Origin of the sequence: Streptomyces sp. NPDC012466 (genome assembly GCF_042955215.1) — a bacterium.
Classification (GTDB): domain Bacteria; phylum Actinomycetota; class Actinomycetes; order Streptomycetales; family Streptomycetaceae; genus Streptomyces.
In genome coordinates, this window is the sequence record NZ_JBIBEQ010000011.1 from 172,863 (window position 1) to 198,674 (window position 25,812).

The following is a 25,812-nucleotide window of genomic DNA, read 5'->3' on the forward strand; positions in this document are numbered from 1 at the left end:
CGCGAACGATCTCTCGGCCGGAAGAGTTACGTAAAGGCACGCAAAACACTCAGAGGGGTTTACAACGGCACCGTAGGTGGCATGTCGATTTCGCCGACGTGCGAATCCCCGAGCGCACACTGAGCGAAAGGCCCTGGCGCTTATGAACACCACGGTCAGCTGCGAGCTGCACCTGCGCCTCGTTGTGTCGAGCGAGTCCTCCCTGCCTGTCCCCGCAGGCCTGCGGTACGACACGGCCGACCCCTACGCCGTGCACGCCACCTTCCACACCGGAGCCGAGGAAACCGTCGAGTGGGTGTTCGCCCGTGACCTGCTCGCCGAGGGACTTCATCGCCCTACGGGCACCGGCGACGTCCGCGTCTGGCCGTCGCGCAGTCACGGTCAGGGCGTCGTGTGCATCGCCCTGAGCTCTCCGGAGGGCGAGGCCCTGCTGGAGGCCCCGGCACGGGCCCTGGAGTCCTTCCTGAAGCGGACCGACGCCGCCGTGCCGCCCGGCACGGAGCACCGGCACTTCGACCTCGACCAGGAGCTCTCGCACATCCTGGCGGAAAGCTAGGGCGAGGCGCTCACAAAGCCGCCCGGCGCCGTCGACTCGGGGAGACGGCTCGGGCTCGGACAACCGCATACGGGATGACACCGGCGCCGGTGCCGCGGCCTACGCGGCTCGGCGCCGGGTCACGTGCCGGGGCACTCCCCCTGCCGCCGCGACCGCCCCCCGCTGCCCGCTCCCTCTGTCGCCCCTCGGGAACCCCGGCGGGCCCGGCGACGTTCTATTCGAAGCCATGTGCGGGCATGAGGGCGGTCCGGCGGTGGTGGAGCCGTTACCATCGGCCAGCATCGGCGGGCGCCCGCCCGACCCTCAGGCCAGGGAGCGAATCGTGCTGATCACCCACGACACCCGGTGCGCCCTCGACACCGTGGTCGATCTGGTGAACACCGCACCGGAGGACGACACGGCGGACGGGCTGCCGGATGTGGCGGCCCTCGCGGACTTCGTGCGCAACCACGAGATCAGCGACGTCGGGGTGCTCTCGGAGTTCGACCTCTCCGCGGTGCGCAAGATCCGCGGACGCTTCGCCGCCGTCTTCGCCGCCCCCGACGCCCGGGCCGCCGCCGGCCAGATCAACGAGCTGGTCGCGGCCGCCGGCACCACGCCCCGGCTCACGGACCACGACGGCTACGACTGGCATGTGCACTATTTCGCACCCGGCGCCTCCGTCGCCGACCATCTGGCCGCCGACTGCGGGATGGCGCTGGCGTTCTTCGTGGTCGCCGGGGAGCAGGAGCGGCTGCGGCGGTGCGAGGCGCCCGACTGCCGGCGTGCCTTCGTCGATCTGTCCCGCAATCGCTCGCGGCGCTATTGCGACAGCCGCACCTGCGGAAACCGCCTGCATGTGGCCGCCTACCGGGCGCGCCGCAAGGAGGCGGCGGGCTGACGGCCGTCGCCGGGCCGCCGGGCCCCGGAAGGCGCCGATGCCGACGCGGGCCCCGGCGGGTGACGCCGGGTACCGCGGGTCAGGCTCACAGCAACAGCAGATCGTGCAACGAGGCCATGAGCAGCAGACTCCCGATCACCGCCAGGAAGATCATCAGCGGTGGCTGGGATAGGGCGAAGAGGCAACCGCGCGGCTCGTCCTGCCGGGGACGTGGCTCGTCCCTTGGGGGAGGTGCCCCGTCCTGCGGCGGTGCGGGGTCGCTCTGTTCCGTCGTGTCCAGCATCTCGGGGCGATGATGACCCACTCGCCCTGCCGGGCGCGATCAGCGTCCTCGTTGCGTGCGGGAGTGCACCGATTCCGTGAGGTCCGGTTCGGGTTGTGATCACTTCCGCGCACCGGCGGACCCACTGTGACGATTCAGCCCCGGGCGCGGGGCCCGGTCATATGCCGTGCTTTTTGAGGATGGCCTCGATGTCGCTGAAGTCGTCCTCGCCCCGGGACGCGGGGGCGGGCCGGGTCGCCGGACGGGAGCCCTGGCCCAGACTCGGCGCCGAGGCCACGGGAGCGACCGCCTCCGGCCGGTCCGCCGCGCGGGCCGCCGCCCTGCGCTCCTTGCGGGTCCCTCCGCGGCGGCGCTCCACGGCCCGTGTGGTCATGAAGAGCACCCACGCGACGCCGAGGACCCCGAACCCGGCCCAGGCCGTCGGGCTGAACGCGGTGTCGGCCAGCCACTCGACGACCCCCGTCATCACCAGGCCGATCGGGACGAGCGCGTAGGCCGCGATACGGACCGCCGCGAGATAGCGCTTGCGGTACGCCGTGATCACCGCAATGCCCAGGCCTGCCGCGGACACGGCGGAGCAGACGGTCTCGGCAATCATCCGGTCCTCCAGGCGTGCGGGGTCGGGTCGGGGCACTTCGTCCCTTCCATCCTGCACCCGCCGATCCCCGGCGGGCCATGCTCCGGCCCGACATCAGGGAGATCTCCGGGTCGTCTCCTCCGCAGGTGCCGGTGCGGGCTGCGTCCCCGGTCACGGCTGCTGGGAGAATGTGGGCATGAGCGACTCCTCCCCCGACCGTTCCGCCGCCCTCGTCCTCGAGATCTGGTGCGATCTCCAGTGCCCGGACTGCCGCACCGCGCTGGACGATCTCCGTGCGCTGCGCGCCCGCTACGGCGACCGTCTGGAACTGCGGATGCGGCACTTCCCGCTGGAGAAGAACAAGCACGCCTTCGCGGCCGCACAGGCCGCGGAGGAGGCGTGGGAGCAGGGCCGGGGATGGCCGTATGTCGAGGCTCTGCTGGGACGGGTCGAGGAGCTGGCCCGGGCGGGAGAACCCTTCCTGGTCGAGGTGGCGCGCGAACTGGGTCTGGACGCCGAGGAGTTCGACACAGCGCTGATCGACGGCCGTCACATCCTGATCGTGGACGCCGACCAGGCCGAGGGCAAGGCGATCGGTGTGACCGGCACCCCGACGTACGTCATCGGCGGTGAGCGGCTCGACGGCGGCAAGAGCCAGGAGGGGCTGCGCCGGCGGATCGAGGAGATCGCGGACCGGCTGCTGGCCGGGCAGGAGCACTGACCGCTCGCGCCCGGCTCCCGGCTGCGGGCCGCTACAGCGGCTTGTACATGGCGTACTGCGTCGTCTCGTAGCCGAGCGACGCGTAGAGCCGTTCGGCCGGGGTGTTGCCGGCGAAGACGTTGAGGCCGAGGGTCCGCCTGCCCTCGGCGATCGTCTGGGCCTCCGCCAGGAGCATGAGGGTGCGGCCGTGTCCCTTACCCCGGTGGGCGGCGTCGGCCTCCACGTCGAAGACGAAGGCGTTGTCCTCGCGCACCGCCAGCCACAGCGTGCCCACCGGTGTGCCCAGGTGCTCGACGACGCTGATGAGCATGCCGGGGGTGGCGAGCCCGTCGGGCAGGAGAGTGGCGTGGTCGCGCTCCGACTTCGCCCGGGCCTCGGCCTCCGGGACCCCCCGCTCGATCCAGCTGCGCGCGTAGTCCTCCTTGCCCTTCTCCAGCCAGGGGCCGAACTCCGCCTCGGTCATGGGCCGGGCACGGCTGCCCTCCGGCAGGTCCGGCGGGGTGTCGCCGAGCGGCTTCTCCATACCGCGGTTGCGGACGACGTAGCCGAGCGTCGTGGCGAGCCGGAGCCCCGCCGCGGACTCGGCGGGTACCGCCGCCTCGATGCGGCGGCATCCCCAGCCGCGCGCCACCTCCTCCGCGGCGAGGGCGGCCACCGTGCCCCGGCCCCGCCCGCGGTCCGGTTCGTCGATGCGCAGTTTCATGATCCGGGCCACCGCGTCGCCGAACACGGGATGCGTGCCGAGGTGTATCGCCCCCACGGGACGGCTGTTCACGCACACCTGGTAGCGGCGTGAGCGTGTCCCGTCGGCGTTCTGCTGAAGCGGCTCGGTCGGCCGCAGGGTCGTGGTCATCAGGGGTGTTCTACCCGCAACCACGGCCCTGGTCAGCCGAATTATCCGCGAACTGTCAGGGATCGAGGTCGTTCCCGGACCGCTCCTCGAAGATCCGCATCGCCTTGGCGGTCACCGGGCCCGGCGCGCCGGGCAGCTCACGGCCGTCGACACGGTGCACGGCCTGCACGTCCCGCAGGGTGGACGTCAGGAAGATCTCGTCGGCCCGTTCCAGGACGTCCAGCGGCAGGTCGGTCTCAGCGGCGCCGGTCCATTCGACCGTCAGCGCGCGCGTGATGCCCGCGAGGCAGCCGGAGGGGAGCGGCGGCGTGTGGATCTCGCCGTCGAGGACGACGAACACGTTGGAGCCGGTGCCCTCGCACAGCCGCCCCACCGTGTTGCCGAACAGGGCCTCGGAGGCGCCCTGTTCGCGGGCTCGGGCCAGGGCGACGACGTTCTCGGCGTACGAGGTGGTCTTCAGACCGGTGAGTGCGCCGCGCTCGTTGCGCGTCCAGGGGACCGTGATCACGGCGGTGGAGTCGGGGCGGCGGGTCGTCTCGCCGACGGCGACGACGAGGGTCGGGCCGTGTTCGCCGCGGTCGGAGCCGAGCGGGCCGTGGCCGCCGGTGTAGGTGATGCGCAGGCGGCCGAGCGGCACGGGGTTGGCCTCCAGGACGGCGGCGCAGGCGCGGCGCACCTCGTCGTGGTCCGGGTCGGGGAGGCCGAGGCCGCGCGCGGAGCGGGTGAGCCGGTCGAGGTGCCGGGTGAGCGCGAAGGCCCGGCCGTCCACCGCCTTGACCGTCTCGAAGATGCCGTCGCCCACGGTCAGCCCGTGATCGAAGACGGAGACGCGGGCGGACTCGGTGTCCTGCAGCCCGCCGTCGAGCCAGATCTTCACGTCAGGTCCTCTCCACTCACCTCGTACGTTCCCGACGCTATCGCGAGCAGCCGGGCCGCCTTCAGCTCGGTCTCCCGCCACTCCCCCTCGGGATCGGAGCCCCAGGTGATCCCGGCGCCGGTGCCGAAGCGGAGCACGCCGTCGGCCCGGTCGATCCAGAAGGTCCGGATGCCGACGGCCAGCTCACCGGTCCCGCGGTCGGCGTCGACCCAGCCGACCCCGCCGCAGTACGGCCCTCTGGGCGCCGTCTCCAGGGCGTCGATGATCCGCAGGGCGCTGGATTTGGGCGCGCCGGTGACCGAGCCGGGCGGGAAGGCGGCGCCGAGCAGCTCGGCCCAGCCTGCCCCGTCCGCCAGCTCGCCGCGGACCGTCGAGACGAGATGGACCAGCCCGGGGTGCTTCTCGACGGCACACAGGTCGGGCACCGTCACACTGCCCGTGGCGCACACCCGCCCGATGTCGTTGCGGACGAGGTCCACGATCATCACGTTCTCCGCGTAGTCCTTCTCCAGCAGGTCCGCCTCGGTCCTGCCGGTGCCCTTGATCGGCCCGGACTCGACGATCCGGCCTTCGCGCCGCAGGAAGAGTTCCGGGGACGCGGTAGCGATCTCCACGCCGTGCCCGGGCAGGCGGATCGTTCCTGCGTACGGGGCCGGGTTGCCGCGGGCCAGCAGTGCGGTGAGGGCGTCCACATCGGCACCGGGGAGCACGGGCGCGGACAGCACCCGGCACAGGTTCGCCTGGTAGACCTCGCCGGCCGCGATGTGGTCGCGGATCCGCCGCACCGCGGCCGTGTACGCGGCGCGCTCGAGCGAGGACGTCCAGTCACCGGCGGCCGGTCCGCGCCATGCGCCGGGTACGGCGGCGGGCACGTCCGCCGTCCGGACCTCCGCGAAGCGGGCGCAGGTCAGACGGCCCTCGAAGTCGGCGCAGACGGCCCAGAAGCCGCTGGACTCCAGGGCCTCGGGGTCGTCGGTGACGTCGAGGAGCCCGGTGGCGACGCGGTCGCCGAAACGGGCGAGAGGAGGGAGGTCGAGCACGCAGTCGAGTCTATGGCGGGTGTCCCTCGCGTGACCGGGGGACGTCTCCCCGGGCGGCCCTGTGACGTCCCTGAGCAGGGGAAGCGCAGCACGCTGCGCAAACGCGTTTTTGTCCTGGCACCGGAATCCGCTAGAGTTCAACACGTCGCCGGGCCGCGAGAGCGGACCGAAACGACAGGCGGACGTAGCTCAGTTGGTAGAGCGCAACCTTGCCAAGGTTGAGGTCGCGAGTTCGAACCTCGTCGTCCGCTCGAAGGATGAGGGGGCTTCCCGGTCCCCTACACTCCTGGTGGAGTGGCCGAGAGGCGAGGCAACGGCCTGCAAAGCCGTCTACACGGGTTCAAATCCCGTCTCCACCTCCAAGGACGATTAGCTCAGCGGGAGAGCGCTTCCCTGACACGGAAGAGGTCACTGGTTCAATCCCAGTATCGTCCACTGGATCTTTCGAGGATCCCGACCCGCGCGATTAGCTCAGCGGGAGAGCGCTTCCCTGACACGGAAGAGGTCACTGGTTCAATCCCAGTATCGCGCACGCAATGCCCATGGTCCGCTGCTCTCAGTGGTCATGGTCCCGAGGACGATTAGCTCAGCGGGAGAGCGCTTCCCTGACACGGAAGAGGTCACTGGTTCAATCCCAGTATCGTCCACATCACACAGGAGCCCCCGGCCGTTCGCGACCGGGGGCTCCTGTGATGTCACGGCTCAGGACGAGAACAGCATGTGCCCGAAGCTCTTGTTGCGGTGGTGACCGTGATGGCCGTGACCGCCGTGCGGGGCGCCCCAAGCGGGGGCCGGTGGGGCCGGGTAGGCCTGTGGGGCGGGGTAGGCCTGTGGGGCGGGCGGCGGGGCGGCCTGGGACCACTGGGCCTCCAGGCGGGTCAGCGACTCCAGCTCGCCGTAGTCGAGAAAGATCCCGCGGCAGCCGCTGCACTGCTCGATCTGGACACCGTTGCGGTTGTACGTGTGCATCGGCGCACGGCACTTCGGACACTGCATGGTCGTTCAACTCCTCGCCGGTCGGTCCTGCTTCACATCTCGCCAGGACAGACTCTGTCCCGCTGTGGTCGGTTGCACCCTACTTCGCGTGCTCCTGCGCCAACTGCGGCGGGACGGTAGCCATTCGGTCACAGGCGTCCACGACCGACTGCTCCACCTCGTCCAGTGGCCGGCCGGCCGCGACCGCCTTGGCGACGGCCCGGGCCGCGGTCTGCGCGGTGAGGGCACGGGCCGGGACGTCGAGGGCGGGCCAGGGGTCGCCCTCGGCCGGGACGGCGGGGCCGCCCGCCTCGCGGTAGGCGGCGAGGAAGCGGGCCCACGCGTTGGGCGGGAGCAGGCCGCAGGCGTACCAGGCGGCGGGGCGGGCGAGGTCCCACGCGGGGACGCCGACGCCGAGGTCGTCCACGTCGATCAGCAGCCAGGGGCCCGCCGGGGTGGGATGGCGGACGAGCTGGCCGAGGTGGAGGTCGCCGTGGCAGAGGGTGCCGGTCCGCGGCATCGGCGCCTCGGCCCGGGCCCAGGGCGGGAGGGTCGCCCAGGCGCGCAGGACCGAGGCGGCCGCGGGGTGCGGGCCGGCCTCACGGAGCCGGGCGACGGCCTGCGCCGCCTTGGCCGGGCCGCGCATCGTGGGCAGGTCCTGCGGGGCCGGGGTGCGGTGAAGGCGGGCGAGGAGGGAGGCGGCGGCTTCCCAGGGTGCGGCGTCGGGATCCTCGGGGTCCACCGGGGTGCCGTACGGCCAGAACGTCACCAGGCGGCCGTGCAGGGCGGCCGGTGCCGGGGTCAGCGGGGGCAGAAGGATGCCGGGGTGGTGGGTGGCGAGGGTGAGGCGGCCGGCGAGTTCGGCCGGGTCGGTGCCCGGGGGGTGGGCCTTCGCGACGGTGTCCGCGTGCCGCACCACCAGGCCGTCGGGGCGGTCGGCCAGCGTCGCCGCGCCACACGGGCAGGCCGATGAGCGTGCGTGGGCGGTGGCTCGGGCCTTGGCGGTGAGGTCGGTCAGGAGCGGGCCGGGGGCGGAGTTCACCGGGTGAGAGTACGTGCAGACGGGGGTCCGGCCGCAGGGAACTGCCTGTTCCGGGTGCTCGGCGCCTGCCGGACAAAAAGCAATGCCGGCGCAGCTCCCCAGCTGCGCCGGCATTTTTGCCGTCCGCCGCACCCCCGTCCCCACGGGGTTTCATGGGTGGGATGTCCCCGCCCGGACCGCTCTTCCGGGCCTGGGGTCGCCGCTCAGCGCCCCAGCATCTCGCCCACGGACGACGCCTGTGTGGCCACTGTCTCCCACCCGTCGAAGACGAGGAGGAGCAGGACCGCCAGGGGAAGGGCCATCAGCGTCGCCACCACCGGGTGGCGACGGCCCTGCCGGCGGCGGAACGCTGCGGCGTACACCTTGCGTCCCTCTTCGCGGAGCAGCGTCCGCGGAGCCGTCTGGGCCATGGTCCCTCTCCTGACCGTTCTCGGTTGTCGTGTGCAGCGGCGGGCGTCTGACCTCGGGGGACGAGTGCTGCACCCGCCGCTTGACCTCAAATCTAGGCGTCCGGCCCTTCCCGGGCGTCATGCCCTCGTACCGATTGCCGGGCCTCCCGGAGGATGAGGAGCCACCTGCGATGTACTCCCCTGGTTGGAGACGGGGACGCGCGTCTCAGGGTCTTCCCCGACGGGACGCCCGGCTCAATCCGCTGTGTCCGGCTTTCTCCCTCGGAATCGGCTGCTCCACCAGGGCCGGCACCCGATTCGCCATGAAGGGGCGGTACGTACGACCGCCCCTTCCCCCACTGCGTGAACGGCGTGGGGGGACCCCCACCGGGTGACTTCGCTCACGTCCACGACACCTCGGCGTACCGCCGTCTCCACCCTGCGGCCCGCCCTGCTCGCCACCACCTCATACGCGCGCGTCGTGTCCCCCGCATCCACGACCATCTCCACACGATCACCCTTCACAGGATCAATCCCCCTTCTGCGACGGGCGGTTGGGAGCACCGATTGGGCGAAGTCCGCCTCTTCGCGCCCTCCCTGACCGCCTTTCAACTCTCCCGCCCACCACTGACAATCCATCACCCTGAGAGGGCGCGGCCTCTGCGCGCGGGCGGCCGTGGAAACGTAAGCTGTGGCTCGTCACAGGACCGGGCAGCGGGGATGAACATGGCGATGATGCGCCTGAGGCGCGAGGACCCGCGCGTCGTCGGCTCGTTCAGGCTTCACAGACGGCTCGGCGCGGGCGGGATGGGCGTGGTCTACCTGGGCTCCGACAAGAAGGGGCAACGGGTCGCGCTCAAGGTCATCCGGCCCGACCTGGCGGAGGATCAGGAGTTCCGCTCCCGGTTCGCACGCGAGGTCTCGGCGGCCCGGCGGATCCGCGGCGGCTGTACCGCCCGGCTGGTCGCCGCCGACCTCGACGCGGACCGCCCTTGGTTCGCCACCCAGTACGTGCCCGGCCCTTCCCTGCACGACAAGGTCGCGGCCGAGGGGCCACTCGGCGCCGCCGATGTCGCGGCCGTCGGTGCCGCCCTGTCGGAGGGCCTGGTGGCCGTGCACGAGGCCGGGGTGGTGCACCGGGACCTGAAGCCGTCCAACATCCTGCTGTCCCCGAAGGGGCCGCGGATCATCGACTTCGGCATCGCCTGGGCCACCGGCGCCTCGACGCTCACCCACGTCGGCACGGCCGTCGGCTCGCCGGGCTTCCTCGCACCGGAGCAGGTGCGGGGGGCCGCCGTCACACCGGCCACGGACGTGTTCTCGCTCGGTGCCACGCTCGCGTACGCCTCCATGGGCGACTCGCCGTTCGGGCACGGCAGTTCCGAGGTGATGCTGTACCGCGTCGTGCACGAGGAGCCGCAGTTGCACGGCGTGCCCGACGCGCTGGCTCCGCTCGTCCGGGCGTGCCTGGCGAAGGACCCCGAGGAGCGGCCCAGCACACTGCAACTGTCGCTGCGGCTCAAGGAGATCGCGGCCCGGGAGTCGCAGGACCTCGCCGGGGTCCGGCCGCCCGCGCCACGCGGCGCCGAGACCGAGCGGCCCGCCGACACCTACCCCGAGCGGACCCGCCGTCCGCAGGGACAGCAGGGCGCGGGCGCGTCCGGGGCGCAGCGAGGGCGGGGCACTCCCCCGCCGCGGGGCTCCTCGCCGTCCCGGGACGGCCATCCGTCGCCGGACGGTACGCCTTCCCAGGGCGGGGCCGGTACGCGGGGCGGGAACCGGTCGACGGGTGGCGGAAGCCGTGGCAGGGCCCCGTTGCGCGGGCCCAGCGGCTCGCGCGGCGGCGCCCCGTCGCGGTCCGGATCGCGGCCGACCCCCACCGGGCGCGACGGAGCCCGGTCGGCCGGCGGCAGCCGTCCCGCTCCGCACAGCGGCACCGGGCGTCAGGGGCCGAGGAACACGGGGACCGGGCTACGGCCCGCCAATCCGCGGCTGCTGCGGCAGCGGCTGTTCGTGTTCGTCGTGGTGACGCTGCTGGTGGCGGTCGGCATCGCCCTGGTGCAGGGCTGCCAGGGCCCGGCGCGGGGGCTGGGCGGCGAAGGGGGCGTCGTACGGCAGGAGCACGTCGGGCAGGACGACGGCCCGCAGGGCTTCAGACCGCAGGACTCCGTGCCGCAGGACTTCGCACCGTAGGGCTCCGGCCGCAGGACTCCGGCGTAGGACGACGGCCGGCTGGTCAGCGGGGCGTCACAGCTGCGGCAGGATCCGTTCGAAGAACGCGCGGTCGCCGTCGAAGACCGGGTCCAGGGCCAGGAACTCCCGGGGGGTGACCCAGCGGGTCTCGGCGACCTCGCGCGGGTCGGGGACCACCTCGCCCGTGTCCGCGCGGGCGGTCCACCAGTGGAGGCGGAAGCGGTGGTCGTCGGTCTCCGACTCCCAGACCTTCGCCTCCGGCACGACGGTGAGGCCGACCTCCTCGCGCACCTCCCGGACGACCGCCTGCTCCTGGGTCTCCCCGGGCTCGACCTTGCCACTGACGGGCTGCCAGTAGCCGGGGCGGACGACCGCCGGTCCGCGCCGCACGGCGAGGAGGCGGTCACCGCGCAGGAGGACGGCGACGACGGCCTCGCGCTGCTCCACGCGGGACCCCTAGACCTGGGGCCGGCCGGTGGCCACGGCGTAGAAGGCCACGGCCGCCGCCGCGCCCACGTTGAGGGAGTCGACGCCGTGGGACATGGGGATGCGGACCCACTCGTCGGCGGCGACCAGGGCCTGGGTGGACAGGCCGTCGCCCTCGGCGCCGAGCATGAGGGCCACGCGGTCCATGGTGTGCGGCGCGGCCTCGTCGAGGGGCCGGGCCTTCTCGTCGGGGGTGAGGGCGAGGAGGGTGAAGCCCGCCTCGCGGACCGACTCCAGGCCCTTGGGCCAGGTGTCCAGACGGGCGTACGGCACCGAGAAGACCGCACCCATGGAGACCTTCACACTGCGGCGGTACAGGGGGTCGGCGCAGTCCGGCGAGAGCAGGACGGCGTCCATGCCGAGGGCGGCGGCCGAGCGGAAGATCGCGCCGATGTTGGTGTGGTCGTTGACCGACTCCATGATGACGACGCGGCGGGCGGCCCCGAGGAGGCCGGCGGCCGTGGGCAGGGGTTTGCGCTGCATGGAGGCGAGCGCGCCGCGGTGCACGTGGTAGCCGGTGACCTGCTCGGCGAGTTCCGGGCTGACGGCGTAGACCGGGGCCGGGAGTTCGTCGATGACGTCGCGCATGACGTCGACCCACTTGGCCGAGAGCAGCATGGAGCGCATCTCGTAGCCGGCTTCCTTGGCCCTTCTGATGACCTTCTCGCCCTCGGCGATGAACAGGCCCTCGGCGGGTTCGCGCTTGCGGCGCAGTGCCACGTCGGTCAGGCCGGTGTAGTCGCGCAGACGCGGGTCGTCGGGATCCTCGACGGTGATGAGATCGGCCACAGGGTGATACTGCCTTGTCCTGGGTGCGGTGCCAACGGCTGGGTACAGGTTGTGTTACCCGGGGTTACTTGCGGGGTGCGGGGGCCTCGGGGCCGACCGTCACGACGTCGCCGATGACGATGACCGCCGGGGGCTTCACGTCCTCGCTCCGTACGGTCTCCGCGACCGTCGCGAGGGTGGCGTCGACACGGCGCTGGCCGGCCGTCGTGCCCTCCTGGACCAGGGCGACCGGTGCGTCCGGGGACTTGCCGTGCGCGATGAGCGTCTCGGCGACCTTGCCGATCGTGCTGACGCCCATGAGGATCACCAGCGTGCCGGTCAGCTTGGCCAGGGACGGCCAGTCGACCAGGGAGCGCTCGTCGTCGGGGGCGATGTGGCCGCTGACCACGGTGAACTCGTGGGCGATGCCCCGGTGGGTGACCGGGATGCCGGCGGCGCCCGGGACGGAGATGGAGCTGGAGATGCCGGGCACGACCGTGCACGGGATGCCGGCCTCGGCCAGCGCCTGGACCTCCTCCATGCCGCGACCGTAGACGAAGGGGTCGCCGCCCTTGAGCCGGACGACCGACTTGCCCTTGCGCGCGTGCTCGATCAGGGCGTCGTTGATCGCTTCCTGGGCCATGAACCTGCCGAAGGGCAGCTTCGCCGCGTCGATCACCTCGACGCCCGGGGACAGTTCGGCGAGCAGGTCACGCGGGCCGAGGTGGTCGGTGATGACCACGTCGGCCTCGGCGAGCAGCCGGCGGCCGCGCACGGTGATCAGGTCCGGGTCGCCGGGCCCGCCGCCGACCAGGGCGACGCCCGGGGTGCGGGTGCGGTGGTGCGGGGCGACGAGGGTGCCGTCGCGCAGGCCTTCGACGACCGCGTCGCGGATGGCGGCGGTGTGGCGGGGGTCGCGGCCCTTGGCGTCGGTGGTGAGGACGGCGACCGTGACGCCCTCGCTGTGACCGGTGGCCGGGGTCCAGGCCGTCGCCCGGTCGGCGTCGTCGGAGCGGACGCACCAGACGCGGTGGCGCTCCGCCTCGGCCGAGGCCGCGGTGTTGGCCTCGGCATCGCTGGTGGCGATCAGGGCGTACCAGGCGTTCGCGAGGTCGCCCTCCGCGTACGGGCGCCGCTCCCAGGTGATCTCGCCGGCGTCCGCCATGGCCTCGACGGAGGGGGTGGCCTCGGGAGACACGAGGAGGACGTCCGCGCCCGCCGCGATCAGGGCCGGAAGGCGGCGCTGGGCGACCTGGCCGCCGCCGAGGACGACCACGCGGCGGCCGGTGAGGCGGAGGCCTACGGGGTAGGCGGGGTGTTCGGCCATGAGGTGCGGCTCCTGTTGCGGCGGTGTTCAGTGCCCTGACGTGCGGATTTTAATGGGCAGGGGTGAGGGCGGCACGAGTGGTCCGGTGGCTGGGCACCGGGGGCCCTCTGCCGGTGGGCGGGCGGCGGGCGGGCACCCCGTCCTGCGGAACGCCCGCCCACCGGCCTACGCGGACGACGGGAGCCCTACTTCTCCGTCACTCCCGCCGAATCGAACGTCGCCACCTCGTGCATCGCCCGGGCCGTGCTCTGCACCAGCGGGAGGGCGAGCAGGGCGCCGGTGCCCTCGCCGAGGCGGAGGTCGAGGTCGACCAGGGGCCGCAGGCCCAGCTTGTTGAGGGCTGCGACATGACCCGGCTCGGCGCTGCGGTGGCCCGCGATGCACGCGGCCAGGACCTCCGGGGCGATCGCGCGGGCGACCAGGGCGGCGGCCCCGGCGCTGACGCCGTCCAGGATGACCGGCGTCCGCAGGGAGGCGCCCCCGAGAAGGAGACCGACGATGGCCGCGTGCTCGAAGCCGCCGATCGCGGCGAGCACGCCGATCGGGTCGGCCGGGTCCGGCTGGTGGAGTTCCAGGGCCCGGCGCACGACCTCGGTCTTGCGGGCGAGGGTCTCGTCGTTGATGCCGGTGCCCCGGCCCGTGACCTCGGCCGGGTCCGCACCCGTGAAGACCGAGATCAGGGCGGCGGACGCGGTGGTGTTCGCGATACCCATCTCACCGGTCAGCAGGGCCTTGTTGCCGGCGGCGACCAGGTCGCGGGCGGTTTCGATGCCGACCTCGATGGCCTGCCTGGCCTCCTCGCGCGTCATCGCGGGCCCGGTCGTCATGTCGGACGTACCGCCACGGATCTTGCGCGGCAGCAGGCCCGGGGTGGCCGGGAGGTCGGCGGCGACGCCCACGTCCACGATGCAGACCTCGGCGCCGACCTGGGTGGCGAAGGCGTTGCAGACGGCACCACCGCCGAGGAAGTTGGCCACCATCTGGGCCGTGACCTCCTGCGGCCAGGGGGTGACGCCCTGGGCGTGCACACCGTGGTCGCCCGCGAAGATCGCGACGGCGGCGGGCTCCGGGATGGGCGGCGGGCACTGGCGGGACAGGCCGGACAGCTGGGCGGAGATGATCTCCAGCATGCCCAGCGCACCGGCCGGCTTGGTCATACGCTTCTGGCGCTCCCACGCCTCGCCGAGCGCCTTGGCGTCCAGCGGGCGGATCTGCGCGACGGTCTCGGCGAGCAGGTCGTGGGGTTCCTCTCCGGGCAGGGCACGGCGGCCGTATGTCTCTTCGTGCACGACCCAGGACAGCGGGCGGCGCTTGGACCAGCCGGCCTGCAACAGCTCGGGCTCGTCCGGGAATTCGTCGACGTAGCCGACGCACAGGTAGGCGATGATCTCGAGGTGCTCGGGCAAGCCGAGGGCGCGGACCATCTCGCGCTCGTCGAAGAAGCTGACCCAGCCGACGCCGAGGCCTTCGGCGCGGGCGGCGAGCCAGAGGTTCTCCACGGCCAGGGCGGCCGAGTACGGAGCCATCTGGGGCTGGGTGTGGCGGCCGAGGGTGTGGCGGCCGCCGCGGGTCGGGTCGGCGGTGACGACGATGTTCACCGGTGTGTCGAGGATGGCCTCGATCTTCAGTTCCTTGAACTGCTTGGCCCGGCCCTTGGGGAGGGACTTCGCGTAGGCGTCACGCTGGCGCATGGCCAGTTCGTGCATCGCCCGCCGGGTGTCGGCGGAGCGGATCACGACGAAGTCCCACGGCTGCGAGTGACCCACGGAGGGCGCGTGGTGGGCGGCCTCCAGGACACGCAGAAGCACCTCGTGCGGGATCGGGTCGCTGCGGAAGCCGTTGCGGATGTCACGGCGTTCGCGCATGACCTTCAGGACGGCCTCGCGCTCGGCGGGGTCGTAGCCGGGGGCGGCGGGACCGGTGGACTGTCGGGCTTCTGCCACTGCGGCCGCGCTCTCTTCTCGGCGTTCCTGGTCGGCCAGGTCTTCCTGTTCGGCGGCCCGGGTGTCCAGGTCGTCGGCGTTCTGTGCGAGTTCGGCGTCGCCGTCGCGGGGTGCCGGGACGGTGGTCATGGGTGCGGGGGGCTCCAGCGTCTCGGACGGTGCCGGCAGGGACTGCTGCGGGCCTTGCACGGGCTGCCCGGCCGACTCGTCCGCGACCGGGGCAGCGGCGGGGGCCGGGAGTACGACGGTGACGTCCTCGGCGGGTGCCGGGGTCTCGGGGGCCGCGTCGGGCGCCACGGTTTCGGCAGCGGGGGCGTCGGCGACCGCCTCGGGGGCGTCAGCCGGGACCGCTGCGTCGGCGGCGGGATCGGGCACGGGCGCCTCCGGTGCCTGAGGGGGTACGGGGGCCGGGGCCTCGCCGGGAGCCGTCGCCGCGGAGGGCTGGGCCGGGGCAGGTGCTTCCGGGGCGGTTTCCTGTGCGGTCTCCGGCGCGGCGGGAGCGGGGGCGTCGGCGGGCACGGCGGTTTCGGCGACCGGGATCGGGACCGGGACCGGGGCGGTGGCCTCGGCGGAGGGAGCGGCCCCTGCCCGGCCGTCCGACTCCGGCTCAGGAGCCGGGGCGGGGGCGACCTGGCCGGGCGCTTCAGGGCCGGGAGCGGGGGTCTGAGGGAGCGTCGCCTCGGGCTGCTGGGCGGTCGGCACGCCGTCGGAGGCCGCCGAGGGCTGGGGAGCGGCGTCTCCGGCGGGGAGGACCTGCTCCGGTGCGGCGGCGTCGGGTGCGGCAGAGGCCGTGGCGTGAGCGATCGGTGCGGCAGCCTCGGGAGCGGTCGCGTCCGGGGCCGGTACGGGGGCTTCCGCGGCAGCCACGGGGGCGGCGTCCGGGAGCGGCGCGGCAGCCGCGGGGGCGGTCGCGTCCAGAGCCGGCGCAGCTGCCTCGGGGCCAGTGACGTGAGGGACCTGTGCGACGGCCTCGGCGGTTGCGTCAGCCACAGCAGCGGTCGCGTCCGGGACCGGGGCAGCAGCCACAGGAGTGGTCGCGTCCGGAACCGGGGCAGCAGCCACAGGAGTGGTCGCGTCCGGGACCGGGGCAGCAGCCACAGGAGTGGTCGCGTCCGGAACCGGTGCAGCCTCGGCGGTGGTGTCCGGGACCGGTGCGGCAGCCACAGGAGCGGTCGCCTCCGAAACCGGTGCGGCAGCCTCGGGGGCAGCGCCCGCTGCCGGCGTCTGCGCAACGGCCTCGGGGGCCGCTACCGGCGGGTGAGCGACGGCGTCCGAAGTCGCCCCGCCCGGTACCTGAGTGGTGGCCTGCGCACCGGCGGCCTCGGACGGAGCCACGACGGCATGCTCCGGACCGGAGGCGGCCTCCGGGAACGGGACCGCTTCGGGAAGCCGGCCGGCATCCGGGGCGGGAGCCGGGGCCACGGCCTGCTCGGCGGCGGCCGGCGGGGCCTGTTCGCCTGCGGCCTCCGGTCCGGAAGTCCCAGCGCTCTGGGGGGCGTCCTCCGCCACCGGCGCCGACTCCGCAGCCGGCGGCACCTCAACTCCCGGAGCGGCTACGGCTCCGGCCTCGGCCGCAGCCACCTGGGCGGCGTCCGGACCAGCCGTGACACCGGCGGGGTCACCCGCGACGGCCGTGTCCTGTTCGGGAACGGCGTGGCCGGCCCCGGCCGCCCGGGCGGCTTCGGCGGCGGCCACTTGGTGCTCCGCCGGGACGGCACCGGTGTCCGTGGGGTTGTGTGCCTGAGCGGGCACGACGTGCTCGGCAGCGGCCGTTCCGCCCGCGCCCGGACCGGTACTCGCACCGGCGGGGTCACCCGCGACGATCGGTTCTGCCGCGGGGAGGTGTCCGGCCTCGGACGCGGCGGCCTGACCTTCCGCCGGTCCCACGTCCATCCCCTGCGGGTCGCCCGCGACCGCCACGGGGGCGGCCTGACCGTCCCCGGCGGTGGCCGTCCGGTGCTCTGCCGGGTCGACGCCCTCGCCGGCAGGGTCTTCCCCGTCGGCCCTACCCTCCGCGGGCACGGCATGGGCGGCCTCGGCCGGAGCCGGCGGTGTCGTGTGGCTCGTCTCCGTCGTCGCGGGGGCCGCGGCCGCCTGGGCGGTGCCCATCGGTTCCGTCGCCGGAACAACCGTTTCCGCAGGCGCCGCCCCGGCGCTCACCTGGGCCGGGTGCGTGACCTGTGCGCCCCAGGGCGCGGCGGGAGCCGAGGGCGTCTCCGGGGCGCGGGAACCGTCGAGGTACTCGGGGCCTGCCGAGGAGGGCGCCGGCTGTCGTACGGGCGCGTCGGCGGGGCCGCGGTCGGCGAGGGAGCGGACCGGGCTGGCGGAACTGTCGGGCAGCGGCGGGCCGAGGTGCAGCGGCCGGCGCGGGGTGATGGGCGGGATCGGCGGCGGGTCGGGCAGGCGGACGCCTCCGAGGTCGACCGAGCCGCTGTCGCGGCCGGAGATCTCGTGCGGGCCCGGCTGGTGCACGGTCTCGAGGACCGGCTCCGGCGCGGGCGGAGGGACCTCGTTGCCCCAGGCGCCCTGGGCGCCCGGCAGGAGCAGCAGGTCTTCGTCCTCGGCGGTGGTTTCGGAGAGGTAGGTGTACGCACCGTGCGCGGGGGCGCCCGGCTGCTCCACCATGCCTGCGCTCTCCGGCAGTCCCTCGCCCGGGACCTGGCCGGTGTCGGTCATGCGTACCCCTCGCCCATCGGTTAGTGCTCCTACGACCAGCTCGCCCGGAACGGCGCACCGACCGCCCCGCAGTGAAGAACGAGCGTGCGTCCCCAGCGGCACGAACGGTCCGTCCGGAAAAGGCGACAAAGCCATTCACTGGCATTGTCGCGGTCGAACCACCCCCACGGCAGCTTGATCCGCGACGGTTCCGCTGTGGACTGCGCCACGTTGCGCGTCCTCCGGTTCTGCCGTACCACACACCCCCCAAAACGGGCGGGTTTTCCGGACATTGACCGACGAAGCGCCGGGCGTCCTTGTGCGGTGCAGCGATCGGCCAGCCTACCGCGCGCGGTACGACAACCCGATCACGGGGACGTCGGCGGGGTCAGGCACCGCGCCGCGGGAGCACGCCGCTGAGCAGGAACGCGACACTCCGTTCCTTCTCCGTCCAGGCCCGGGTGTCGAGTTCGACGGACTGCAGCAGGGCGCACTCGACGCCGTAGCCGTGCTCGGTCAGGTCGCGGCCGATGAGTTCGGCGGCGTCGCGGGTGGCGGCGTGCGTGACGATGCGCTGCGGGCGGCGGTCGGCGACCGCCGAGACGACGGCCGCTCCCCCGCCGCCGACGCGGACGACGTCCGGTTCGGGGAGGTTCTCCAGGATGTGCGGGGCGGTGCCGTGCACGATCTGGAGCTGCACGCCGAGACGGCGGGCCGCGGCGTCGGTGCGGGCGCAGGCGGCCCGGTCGCTGTCGACGGCGAGGACCGCGGCGCCGGCGCGGGCCGCCTCGATGGCGAAGGCGCCGCTGCCGCAGCCGATGTCCCACACGAGGTCACCGACGCGGGGCCCCAGGTGGGCGAGTTGGGAGGCGCGCAGCAGCTGGGTCTCGCCTTCGCCGAGGTCCGCGCCGTAGGCGTCGGCGGGCAGGGTCCAGCCGCGCGGTCCGGCGGACGGGTCGCGGCCGGAGATCCAGCCGCCGGCCTCCCCCGCGGTGCCGGGCCGGGCCGGGCCGCCGAGGACGATGACGACGTTGGGGTCGCGCCAGGTGTGGTCGGCGGCCTTGTCGGAGGTGACGACGGAGACGCGTTCGCGCGCGGTGCCGAGTTCCTCGCAGATGACGAAGGAGCGGTGGACTCCTTCGAGAAGCAGGCCGAGTTCGGCCGGGCCGGCGCCGGGTGAGGTGAGGACCGCCACCTTGGTGTGGGCGCGGCATACGTTCACCGCGCGGCGCAGGGTGCGGGGGTGTGCGACGACCACCTGTGCGTCGTCCCAGGGCATGCCCGCGCGGGCGAAGGCGGCGGCGACGGAGGAGACGGCGGGCACGACCTCCACTTCGAGGCCGAACTCCGGGGCGCGCAGGGTGCGTACCACGCCGAAGAAGCCGGGGTCGCCGTCGGCGAGCACGACGGCTGTGCCGCGGTGGCCGGCGATCCGGCGGGCGGCGAGGGCGACACTGCCGAGGCGGATGCGCTCGGCGCCGGCGGGAACCTCGGGGAGCGCCAGGTGGTGGGCGGCACCGGCCACGAGCGTGGCGGCACCCAGGGCGGCGCTCGCCGCGGCGGTCAGCGGCGAACCGTCCCAGCCGATCACCGTGACCCGGTCGGCCATCGTCGTCAGTCTCCAGGGGTTTTCGCAGGTCGTCTGCGTGGCGTCAGGGGAGGCAGCCCGCGAGCGGGCTCCGTGAGGGTACCCGGTGGAGGTGTCGGAGGGAGCGCCGGTGCGGTCGTCACCGTCGTCCTCCGGGTGGTTCCGGCCTAGTTCCAGTCGCCGAAGGACGTGAAGCCGTCGCGGAGCTGGTCGCCCACGCCTTCCAGGTCCTCGGGGAGCAGGCTCCAGACGATGAAGTCGGTGCGTACGTCGGTCCATGTGCCGTCCTCGGCACGGGCCCGGGCTATACAGGCGTTGCGCAGCACGCCCTCGCTGATACAGCCGATCTTCTGGGCGACCTGCTGGGAGGCGGTGTTGTCGGCCGCCGTGCGCAGTTCGATGCGTTCGAACTTCTGGTCCCCCAGGAGCCACTGGGCGGTGGCCAGGGCGGCCTCGGAGGCGTAGCCCTCACCGCGGGCCCAGGGGGCGATGATGTACGACAGTTCGGTGGAGCGTACGTGCCAGTTGGTCCTGCCGAGCTGGATGACGCCTACCAGGCGCTGGGTGAGGAACTCGGTGACGGCGAAGTCGATTCCGTGCCCCCCGGTGCGCTGCGCGGGGGCGTACTCGGTGATCCAGGTGCGGGCGCCGCTTTCGGTGAACGGCTGGGGCACGGAGGTCCAGGCCGCCACCTGTTCGTCGTTCATCATCGCGGCCAGGGCGACGACGTCGTCTTCGTCGAGGGGACGCAGCACCAACCGCTCCGTGCTGATGGAGATGTTGGGGAAGGTGCTCGTCATCCGCCGCTCCGTAACCTTCGGTGAACCTTCAGGGCATGCTGAACTGCCCAGCATGCAGCATGAAAGCACTGATCCGCATCATGGGGCCCTCCCCCACCGGATGAGGGAGGACCCCGGGTGCGCGGGGTGCCGGGCGGGGCTCAGAAGGAGGCGAGCACGGAGCCGGCGTACTTGTCCTGGATGAACTTCTTCACCTCGGGCGAGGTGAGGAGCTTGGCGAGCTTCTTCACCCGCGGGTCGTCCTCGTTGCCCTTCTTCACGGCGAGGAAGTTGCCGTAGGGGTTGTTCTTCGGGGACTCCAGGACGAGGGCGTCCTCGGACGGCTTGAGGTCGGACTCGATGGCGTAGTTGCCGTTGACCACGGCGGCGTCCACGTCCTCGAGGGAGCGCGGGGTCTGGGCCGCCTCCAGCTCCTTGAACTTCAGGTTCTTGGGGTTCTTGGTGATGTCGGAGGGGGTCGCCTCGTTGCCGACGCCCGCCTTGAGGGTGATGAGCCCGTTGGCCGCGAGGAGCTTGAGGGCGCGGGCCTCGTTGACCGTGTCGTTCGGGATGGCGACGGTCGCACCGCTCTTCAGGTCGTCGGCCTTCTCGACCTTGTGGGAGTAGAGGCCGAGCGGCTCCAGGTGGACCGTGACGACGGGCACGATGTCGGTGCCGTTCTTCTTGTTGAAGTCGTCGAGGTACGGCTTGTTCTGGAAGTAGTTGGCGCCGACGGAGCCGTCCTGCGTCGCCGTGTTCGGCGTGACGTAGTCGGTGAACTCCTTGACCTGCAGGTCGAGGCCCTCCTTCTTCGCCAGGTGATCCTTGACGTAGGTGAGGATCTCGGCGTGCGGGACGGGGCTGGCGGCGACGATCAGGGGTCCGTCGGTGTCGGAGCTGTCCGCGCCGCAGGCGCTGAGCCCGAGAGTGAGGGCTCCGGCGGCGAGGACGGCGGTGGTGATCCTGGCGGTGTTACGCACGAAAAGTGCCTTTCCTTATGACCTTGCGAGTGGTGCGGCCCCGTGATGGGTGTACGGGGGGGTTCAGGAGGCGGCTTTGAGCAGCCGCAGCTTGGGGGCGGGACCCGAGTGGGCGCCGCGGCGGTGCAGGGAGCGGGCCGCGTAGTCGCCGGCGAACTGGATGACCGAGATGACGACGGCGAGGATCGCGACGGTGATCCACATCAGCTGGGTCTCGAAGCGCTGGTAGCCGTAGCGGATGGCGATGTCGCCCAGGCCTCCGGCGCCGACGGTGCCCGCCATGGCGGAGTAGCCGATGAGGGCGACGATCGTGGTGGTGGTGCTGGAGATCAGTGAGGGCAGCGACTCGGGGACGAGGACCTTGCGGACGATGGTCCAGGTGTTGCCGCCCATGGACTGCACGGCCTCGACGAGCCCGTGGTCCACTTCGCGGACGGCCGTCTCGACCAGGCGCGCGAAGAACGGGATGGCGCCGACGGCGAGCGGCACGATGGCGGCCTCGACGCCGATGGTCGTCCCGGTGATCGAGCGGGTGAAGCCCATCAGCGCGACCATCAGGATGATGAACGGCAGGGAGCGGGCGATGTTCACGATCTGCCCGATGACCTTGTTGGCGGCGACGTTCTGCAGGAGGCCCCCGCGGTCGGTGAGCACCAGCAGGATGCCGAGCGGCAGCCCGCCCACGACGGCGATGAGCGTGGACCAGCCGACCATGTAAAGGGTGTCCCAACACGCCTGCTCCAGCAGGGGCTGCATCTCGGACCAGGTCACTTGGCACCTTCCTTCACCAGTTCGGACTCGCGGCCCGGGACGTCGATCTGGAGCCCCTTTTCCCGCAGGAAGCCGATCGGCACGACGTTGTCCTCGTAGCGGCCGGGCAGTTCGATGCGCATCCGGCCGACCTGGAGGCCGCCGACGGTGTCGATGGCCGCGCCGAGGATCGATATGTCGATGTTGTAGGTACGGGCGAGCTGCGAGATGACGGGCTGGGTGGCGCTCTCGCCCTGGAAGGTGACGTCGACGACGGTGCGGTCCTCGCCGGAGGCCTCGCCGTCGAGCGGGAACAGCGCGGCGGCGAGTTCGGAACCGGGGGTCGCGAGGAGCTCGGTGACCGTGCCGGACTCGACGATGCGCCCGTTCTCCATGAGGGCGGCCGAGTCGCAGACCGACTTCACGACGTCCATCTCGTGGGTGATGAGCAGGACGGTCAGGCCCAGTTGCCGGTTCAGGTCGCGCAGCAGCGCCAGGATGGAGCGGGTGGTCTCCGGGTCGAGGGCGCTGGTGGCCTCGTCGGAGAGCAGCACCTTCGGGTCGCCGGCGAGGGCGCGGGCGATGCCGACGCGCTGCTTCTGGCCGCCGGAGAGCTGGGCGGGGTAGGCCTTGGCCTGGTCGGCGAGGCCGACCAGGTCGAGCAGCTCCAGTGCCTTGCGCGAGCGTTCCTGCCCGGACTTCCCGAGGATCTCCAGCGGCAGCTCGACGTTGTCCTGGACGGTCCGGGAGGACAGCAGGTTGAAGTGCTGGAAGACCATGCCGATACGGCTGCGCGCCCGGCGCAGTTCCTTTCCGGCGCGCGGGCCGCGGCCGGCCAGGGCGGTGAGGTCCTGCCCGGCGACGGTCACGGTGCCGGAGGTGGGGCGTTCCAGCAGGTTGACGCAGCGGATGAGCGAGGACTTGCCGGCGCCGGACTGGCCGATGACGCCGTACACCTCGCCTTCGCGGACGTGCAGGTCGACGCCGTCCAGGGCGGTGACCTCGCGGCCGCGTGCACGGTAGACCTTGGTCAGACCCGAGGTGGTGATCACTGGGATTCCGTCACTGTCGAGTGCGCGGGCGTGGGTGTGCCCGGGCACAGGTGCATTCGGTCAGGGACGCGACACGGTTCTCGCTGGAGAGTGGAACCGGGGAGAACATGTGCGCGGGGCGGCTTCGGGTCACGCGGCGCTCAGGGCGCGCGGACGGGCCGCGTCTCGCTTCGGGGCGCGAGCTCAGGGGGTGGTGCGGGGGCCCTCTAGAAGGCGCACATTCGACACATACAACGAGCACCGGGCGTCATGGTCGCCTCGGTCGCGGGGATGCGGTCGCTCGTCGTGGTCATGTCGTCAGTAAAACATGCGTACGGACCTGACCGGCCCTCCGCTGTCCGGATGCTGGACAGCGGTGGACGGAGCCGGTGTCACCTCAGCCGCGCGGGGAGATCTCCACGCCCTGCTCGGTGACCAGCACGGACAGGGCCGCCAGGTTCTCGACGACCAGATCGGCGTGGAGTTCGCGGGCCTGGTGGGTTGTGGTCAACGCCACGGTGGTCATGCCGGCGGCGCGGCCGGCCGTGAGGCCCGCGGGGGCGTCCTCGAAGACGACGCAGTGCGCCGGGTCGACACCGAGCGCGCGGGCGGCGAGCAGGTAGGGCTCGGGGTCGGGCTTGCCGCGCGTGATGTCGTCGGCGGCGACAAGGGTCTTGGGCAGGATGCCGACGGCGTCGAGGCGGGCTTCGGCGAGCCGCCGGGTGGCGGAGGTGACGACGGCCCAGCGGTCGGCCGGCAGGCAGTCGAGGAAGTCGCGGGTGCCCGGCAGCAGGTGGACACCGCCGTTGGGCACGTCGTCCACCTCCAGGTCCTCGATCCTCGCGACGGCCTGCGGCACGACCTCGGCGGGCAGCAGGTCGGCGGCTATCTCGGCGGCCGGCCGGCCGTGCAGCTCGACGCGTGCGAACTCCTCGGCCGTGATCCCGTACTCCCCGGCCCACCGCGTCCAGCAGCGGTCCACCGAGGCGAGGGAGGAGACGAGGGTTCCGTCGTTGTCGAACAGCAGGGCCTGGGCGTGGATCGTCATGCCTTCGACCCTACGGTGCAGGCCAGGGCCGGAGGCATCGGGCCTTTTCGGCCGTAATAAGGTCGCAGCATGCTTGATGCCCTGACGCTGGTGACCGGCGTCGCCGCGCTGCTGCTCGCCGCCTGGTGCGGCTGGGCGGCCTACCGTGACCAGCCGACGAAGGACTGGCACTTCATCGGGATGGCCGTGGTCACGCTGCTGTCGCTGATCCAGCTGGTGGTGGGGATCGTGCTGCTGGCGCGGGGTCAGAAGCCGGAGCAGGGCACGACGATCTTCGTGGCGTATCTGCTGGGGGCGTTCGCGTGCGTCCCGGCGGCGGGGTTCATGTCGCTGGCCGAGCGGACCCGGTGGGGGTCGGTGACGGTGGCCGCCGGCGGTGTGGTGCTGGCGGTGCTGGAGGTGCGTCTCCATGACATCTGGGGAGGCTGAGGTGAGCCGGCGGCGGCTGACCAGCGGGCCGGGCACGCTGCTGGTGTGGCTGTACGGCGTGATGGTCGTGGGGGCGGTGTCCCGGTCCGCGTATCAGATCGCGACGGAGTTCGACCGGGCGCCGCTGGCGTACTCGCTGTCGGCGGTGGCCGGTGTCGTGTACGGGTTCATCACGTACTCGCTGGTCCGGGGTGGAGAGACGGCCCGGCGGGCGGCGCTGGTGTGCTGTGTCGCGGAACTGGTGGGCGTGCTGACGGTGGGGACCTGGACCTTGGCCGAGCCGTCCGCCTTCCCGGACGCGACCGTGTGGTCCGACTTCGGGATGGGGTACCTCTTCATTCCCGTGCTCTTGCCGCTGTCCGCCATCTACTGGTTGCGCAAGGGCGTGTCCGAGGAGGATGCCGCCTGAGACGCGTCAGGCGGCCGCGGGCCCTGTGCGGCTGATCGCGCCCACGCGGCGGAGCCGCACATCGACACGATCCCGCGCCCCCGGAGGGGCGTGATCAAGCCGTCGCCGCGTAAGCGCCGGCCGGCTTCTCGAGGACGATCATCGGTACGCCGTCGGCGCCCTGGGACGTGCCCACCGTGACGTAACCGACCTTGCGGTAGAGGCGGAGGTTGCCCTCGCTGCGGTGGCCGGTGTGGAGGCGGAAACGGGTGGCGCCGTGCCGGTCGGCGAGGGCCGCTTCGGCCGCTCGCAGAAGGCGGGCGCCGATGCCGTGGCCCTGGAGGCGGGGGTGGACGCAGAGCTTGCCGATCGCGGCGGCGCCGTCCTCGGTGACCGAGCCGCGGACCGAGCCGACAACTTCCTCGCCGAGCCGGGCCACGAAGACGCAGTCGCGGGTGACCTCCTCGCGGACCGAGTCGAGGGTTTGGACGAGCGGGTCGATGCGGTAATTCCCGTACAGCGCCGCCTCCGTCTGGAAGCACAGGTACTGCAGCCTGAAAATCTGCTCCGCGTCCTGCTCGGTCGCCGCAGAGATGGTCACGCTCATGCCCATGTGCGCACGCCTCCCGCTCATCTGATCACCAGTCGTCCCCCACTCCTATCCCCGTCCTCAGCGGGCCGCAACCTCCGGCGTGAGCAATCTCCTCAGACATCCCAGGCATCTGGAACGTTCCGGGCCAAGACTCCCCTGTGAGATACCCAACTCCCCTGCGATTTCCCGGTATGTCAGGTCCTTCGGCGAGAGCAGGGCCTCCAGGAGCCGGGGGCAGCGGCCGGGGAGGCGGCGCACGGCCTCGCGCAGGGCCCGGCCGCGGGCGGCTGCGAGGGCGAGCTGTTCGGGGTCATGGCCGCCGTCGTCGACCGGATCACCGGCATACGGCCGTTCGAGACGGCTGGTACGGCGGGTGCGGCGCGCCTCGGAACGGACGGCACGGCGAAGCCACTCCTCGGGGTCCAGCGGCGGGCCCTCCGCGTCGAGGCGTTCCAGCAGGCGGAGCCAGACCGCCTGTTCCAGGTCGCCCGGCTCGGTTCCGGTGGAATATGCCTCCGCGGAGGCCTCGGCGGTGAGCAGCGGGCGCAGGGCGGTGACCAGGTCGTGCGTCATATGCGGAGCGACGCGACCGCCCGGGCGTCGGGTTGCCCGGGCGGCCGAAGCTCACCCGACCGGGGGGCGTGAGCTCAGGTGTTGACGCC

26 protein-coding genes, 5 tRNA genes and 1 pseudogene are annotated in these 25,812 nt (G+C 72.7%); 11 read left to right on the top strand and 21 right to left on the bottom strand.

The annotated features are described in order from the left end of the window. Positions 1-142: 142 nt before the first annotated feature. Complete coding sequence (locus ACFY9E_RS33665; RefSeq protein WP_004002642.1) at positions 143-556, top strand: SsgA family sporulation/cell division regulator; 414 nt, start codon at positions 143-145, stop codon at positions 554-556. A 322-nt stretch (positions 557-878) separates the two neighbouring features. Beyond that, on the top strand, positions 879-1,436 hold the full coding sequence (locus ACFY9E_RS33670) for a CGNR zinc finger domain-containing protein (protein WP_390990630.1): 558 nt from the start codon (positions 879-881) through the stop codon (positions 1,434-1,436). Between the two features lie 85 nt (positions 1,437-1,521). On the opposite strand, the gene ACFY9E_RS33675 is transcribed toward ACFY9E_RS33670, so the two are convergent. Next, positions 1,522-1,719, bottom strand: a complete 198-nt coding sequence (locus ACFY9E_RS33675) for a hypothetical protein (RefSeq protein WP_390990633.1) — start codon at positions 1,717-1,719, stop codon at positions 1,522-1,524. A gap of 157 nt (positions 1,720-1,876) precedes the next feature. Next, entirely contained in the window at positions 1,877-2,317 is a 441-nt protein-coding gene (locus tag ACFY9E_RS33680) for a hypothetical protein (RefSeq protein WP_390990635.1), read from the bottom strand. A 175-nt stretch (positions 2,318-2,492) separates the two neighbouring features. On the opposite strand from ACFY9E_RS33680, the gene ACFY9E_RS33685 reads away from it, so the two are divergent. Further along, positions 2,493-3,017 carry a DsbA family protein gene (locus tag ACFY9E_RS33685; RefSeq protein ID WP_390990637.1) on the top strand — a complete coding sequence of 175 codons (525 nt, stop codon included), beginning with the start codon at positions 2,493-2,495 and terminating at the stop codon, positions 3,015-3,017. 31 nt (positions 3,018-3,048) lie between these two features. Here ACFY9E_RS33685 and ACFY9E_RS33690 read toward each other — a convergent pair whose 3' ends face one another. From ACFY9E_RS33690 to ACFY9E_RS33700, 3 genes are read right to left on the bottom strand one after another with little or no spacing between them, the layout of a single operon-like run. Next, the gene (locus ACFY9E_RS33690; RefSeq protein ID WP_390990640.1) at positions 3,049-3,870 is read right to left on the bottom strand and encodes a GNAT family N-acetyltransferase; all 822 of its coding nucleotides are present in this window, start codon (positions 3,868-3,870) and stop codon (positions 3,049-3,051) included. Between the two features lie 55 nt (positions 3,871-3,925). Beyond that, positions 3,926-4,747 carry an aminotransferase class IV gene (locus ACFY9E_RS33695; protein ID WP_390990643.1) on the bottom strand — a complete coding sequence of 274 codons (822 nt, stop codon included), beginning with the start codon at positions 4,745-4,747 and terminating at the stop codon, positions 3,926-3,928. Continuing rightward, complete coding sequence (locus tag ACFY9E_RS33700) at positions 4,744-5,787, bottom strand: chorismate-binding protein (RefSeq protein ID WP_390990646.1); 1,044 nt, start codon at positions 5,785-5,787, stop codon at positions 4,744-4,746. The genes ACFY9E_RS33695 and ACFY9E_RS33700 overlap by 4 nt, the downstream gene beginning before the upstream one ends. A 178-nt stretch (positions 5,788-5,965) precedes the next feature. On the opposite strand from ACFY9E_RS33700, the gene ACFY9E_RS33705 reads away from it, so the two are divergent. The 5 genes from ACFY9E_RS33705 (at position 5,966) to ACFY9E_RS33725 (ending at position 6,434) form a co-directional block, all read left to right on the top strand. Then, positions 5,966-6,038 (top strand) — tRNA-Gly (locus tag ACFY9E_RS33705). A gap of 37 nt (positions 6,039-6,075) precedes the next feature. Continuing rightward, positions 6,076-6,149: transfer RNA gene (locus tag ACFY9E_RS33710), tRNA-Cys, on the top strand. Position 6,150: 1 nt separating this feature from the next. After that, a tRNA-Val gene (locus ACFY9E_RS33715) sits at positions 6,151-6,222 on the top strand. 25 nt (positions 6,223-6,247) lie between these two features. Continuing rightward, positions 6,248-6,319, top strand: a tRNA-Val gene (locus ACFY9E_RS33720). 43 nt (positions 6,320-6,362) lie between these two features. Continuing rightward, positions 6,363-6,434 (top strand) — tRNA-Val (locus ACFY9E_RS33725). A gap of 55 nt (positions 6,435-6,489) precedes the next feature. Here ACFY9E_RS33725 and ACFY9E_RS33730 read toward each other — a convergent pair. The 4 genes and pseudogenes from ACFY9E_RS33730 to ACFY9E_RS33745 form a co-directional block, all read right to left on the bottom strand. Then, the gene (locus ACFY9E_RS33730; RefSeq protein WP_390990649.1) at positions 6,490-6,783 is read right to left on the bottom strand and encodes a zf-TFIIB domain-containing protein; all 294 of its coding nucleotides are present in this window, start codon (positions 6,781-6,783) and stop codon (positions 6,490-6,492) included. Positions 6,784-6,862: 79 nt separating this feature from the next. Then, entirely contained in the window at positions 6,863-7,804 is a 942-nt protein-coding gene (locus ACFY9E_RS33735) for a phosphotransferase (RefSeq protein WP_390990652.1), read from the bottom strand. Positions 7,805-8,007: 203 nt separating this feature from the next. Continuing rightward, positions 8,008-8,214 carry a hypothetical protein gene (locus tag ACFY9E_RS33740; protein WP_030842984.1) on the bottom strand — a complete coding sequence of 69 codons (207 nt, stop codon included), beginning with the start codon at positions 8,212-8,214 and terminating at the stop codon, positions 8,008-8,010. Between the two features lie 201 nt (positions 8,215-8,415). After that, positions 8,416-8,718 (bottom strand): annotated as a pseudogene (locus tag ACFY9E_RS33745) (hypothetical protein); the annotation flags it as partial. 195 nt (positions 8,719-8,913) lie between these two features. Here ACFY9E_RS33745 and ACFY9E_RS33750 point away from each other — a divergent pair. Further along, positions 8,914-10,386: a protein kinase gene (locus tag ACFY9E_RS33750; protein WP_390990655.1), complete on the top strand. Its 1,473-nt coding sequence runs from the start codon at positions 8,914-8,916 to the stop codon at positions 10,384-10,386. A gap of 54 nt (positions 10,387-10,440) precedes the next feature. On the opposite strand, the gene ACFY9E_RS33755 is transcribed toward ACFY9E_RS33750, so the two are convergent. The 10 genes from ACFY9E_RS33755 to ACFY9E_RS33800 all read right to left on the bottom strand — a co-directional run bounded on the left by ACFY9E_RS33755 (position 10,441) and on the right by ACFY9E_RS33800 (position 23,741). After that, positions 10,441-10,833, bottom strand: a complete 393-nt coding sequence (locus ACFY9E_RS33755; RefSeq protein ID WP_390990658.1) for an NUDIX domain-containing protein — start codon at positions 10,831-10,833, stop codon at positions 10,441-10,443. Between the two features lie 9 nt (positions 10,834-10,842). Beyond that, positions 10,843-11,661 (bottom strand): TrmH family RNA methyltransferase, encoded by an 819-nt coding sequence (locus tag ACFY9E_RS33760; protein ID WP_390990660.1) that lies wholly within the window; start codon positions 11,659-11,661, stop codon positions 10,843-10,845. 64 nt (positions 11,662-11,725) lie between these two features. Continuing rightward, the gene (cobA, locus tag ACFY9E_RS33765) at positions 11,726-12,967 is read right to left on the bottom strand and encodes a uroporphyrinogen-III C-methyltransferase (protein WP_390990663.1); all 1,242 of its coding nucleotides are present in this window, start codon (positions 12,965-12,967) and stop codon (positions 11,726-11,728) included. Between the two features lie 185 nt (positions 12,968-13,152). Beyond that, positions 13,153-17,586, bottom strand: coding sequence for a nicotinate-nucleotide--dimethylbenzimidazole phosphoribosyltransferase (gene cobT, locus ACFY9E_RS33770; protein ID WP_390990666.1), 4,434 nt, complete (start codon positions 17,584-17,586; stop codon positions 13,153-13,155). Positions 17,587-17,953: 367 nt separating this feature from the next. Beyond that, a complete protein-coding gene (cbiE, locus tag ACFY9E_RS33775; protein ID WP_390990669.1) occupies positions 17,954-19,174 on the bottom strand; it encodes a precorrin-6y C5,15-methyltransferase (decarboxylating) subunit CbiE in 1,221 nt (406 codons plus the stop codon). Positions 19,175-19,320: 146 nt separating this feature from the next. Continuing rightward, positions 19,321-19,953 carry a GNAT family N-acetyltransferase gene (locus ACFY9E_RS33780; RefSeq protein ID WP_390990672.1) on the bottom strand — a complete coding sequence of 211 codons (633 nt, stop codon included), beginning with the start codon at positions 19,951-19,953 and terminating at the stop codon, positions 19,321-19,323. A gap of 140 nt (positions 19,954-20,093) precedes the next feature. Continuing rightward, positions 20,094-20,912 (bottom strand): MetQ/NlpA family ABC transporter substrate-binding protein, encoded by an 819-nt coding sequence (locus ACFY9E_RS33785; protein ID WP_390990675.1) that lies wholly within the window; start codon positions 20,910-20,912, stop codon positions 20,094-20,096. Between the two features lie 63 nt (positions 20,913-20,975). Beyond that, a complete protein-coding gene (locus ACFY9E_RS33790) occupies positions 20,976-21,683 on the bottom strand; it encodes a methionine ABC transporter permease MetI (protein ID WP_390990678.1) in 708 nt (235 codons plus the stop codon). Next, entirely contained in the window at positions 21,680-22,714 is a 1,035-nt protein-coding gene (locus tag ACFY9E_RS33795) for an ATP-binding cassette domain-containing protein (RefSeq protein WP_390990681.1), read from the bottom strand. The genes ACFY9E_RS33790 and ACFY9E_RS33795 overlap by 4 nt, the downstream gene beginning before the upstream one ends. Before the next feature lie 376 nt (positions 22,715-23,090). Then, a complete protein-coding gene (locus ACFY9E_RS33800) occupies positions 23,091-23,741 on the bottom strand; it encodes an HAD-IA family hydrolase (RefSeq protein ID WP_390990684.1) in 651 nt (216 codons plus the stop codon). Positions 23,742-23,810: 69 nt separating this feature from the next. Here ACFY9E_RS33800 and ACFY9E_RS33805 point away from each other — a divergent pair, with 69 nt between their 5' ends. Then, positions 23,811-24,170 carry a hypothetical protein gene (locus tag ACFY9E_RS33805; protein WP_390990687.1) on the top strand — a complete coding sequence of 120 codons (360 nt, stop codon included), beginning with the start codon at positions 23,811-23,813 and terminating at the stop codon, positions 24,168-24,170. Then, on the top strand, positions 24,151-24,579 hold the full coding sequence (locus ACFY9E_RS33810; RefSeq protein ID WP_390990689.1) for a hypothetical protein: 429 nt from the start codon (positions 24,151-24,153) through the stop codon (positions 24,577-24,579). The genes ACFY9E_RS33805 and ACFY9E_RS33810 overlap by 20 nt, the downstream gene beginning before the upstream one ends. 94 nt (positions 24,580-24,673) lie before the next feature. On the opposite strand, the gene ACFY9E_RS33815 is transcribed toward ACFY9E_RS33810, so the two are convergent. After that, positions 24,674-25,171, bottom strand: coding sequence for a GNAT family N-acetyltransferase (locus ACFY9E_RS33815; protein ID WP_390990912.1), 498 nt, complete (start codon positions 25,169-25,171; stop codon positions 24,674-24,676). Positions 25,172-25,228: 57 nt separating this feature from the next. Further along, on the bottom strand, positions 25,229-25,723 hold the full coding sequence (locus ACFY9E_RS33820; protein WP_390990691.1) for a sigma-70 family RNA polymerase sigma factor: 495 nt from the start codon (positions 25,721-25,723) through the stop codon (positions 25,229-25,231). Positions 25,724-25,812 lie beyond the last annotated feature (89 nt).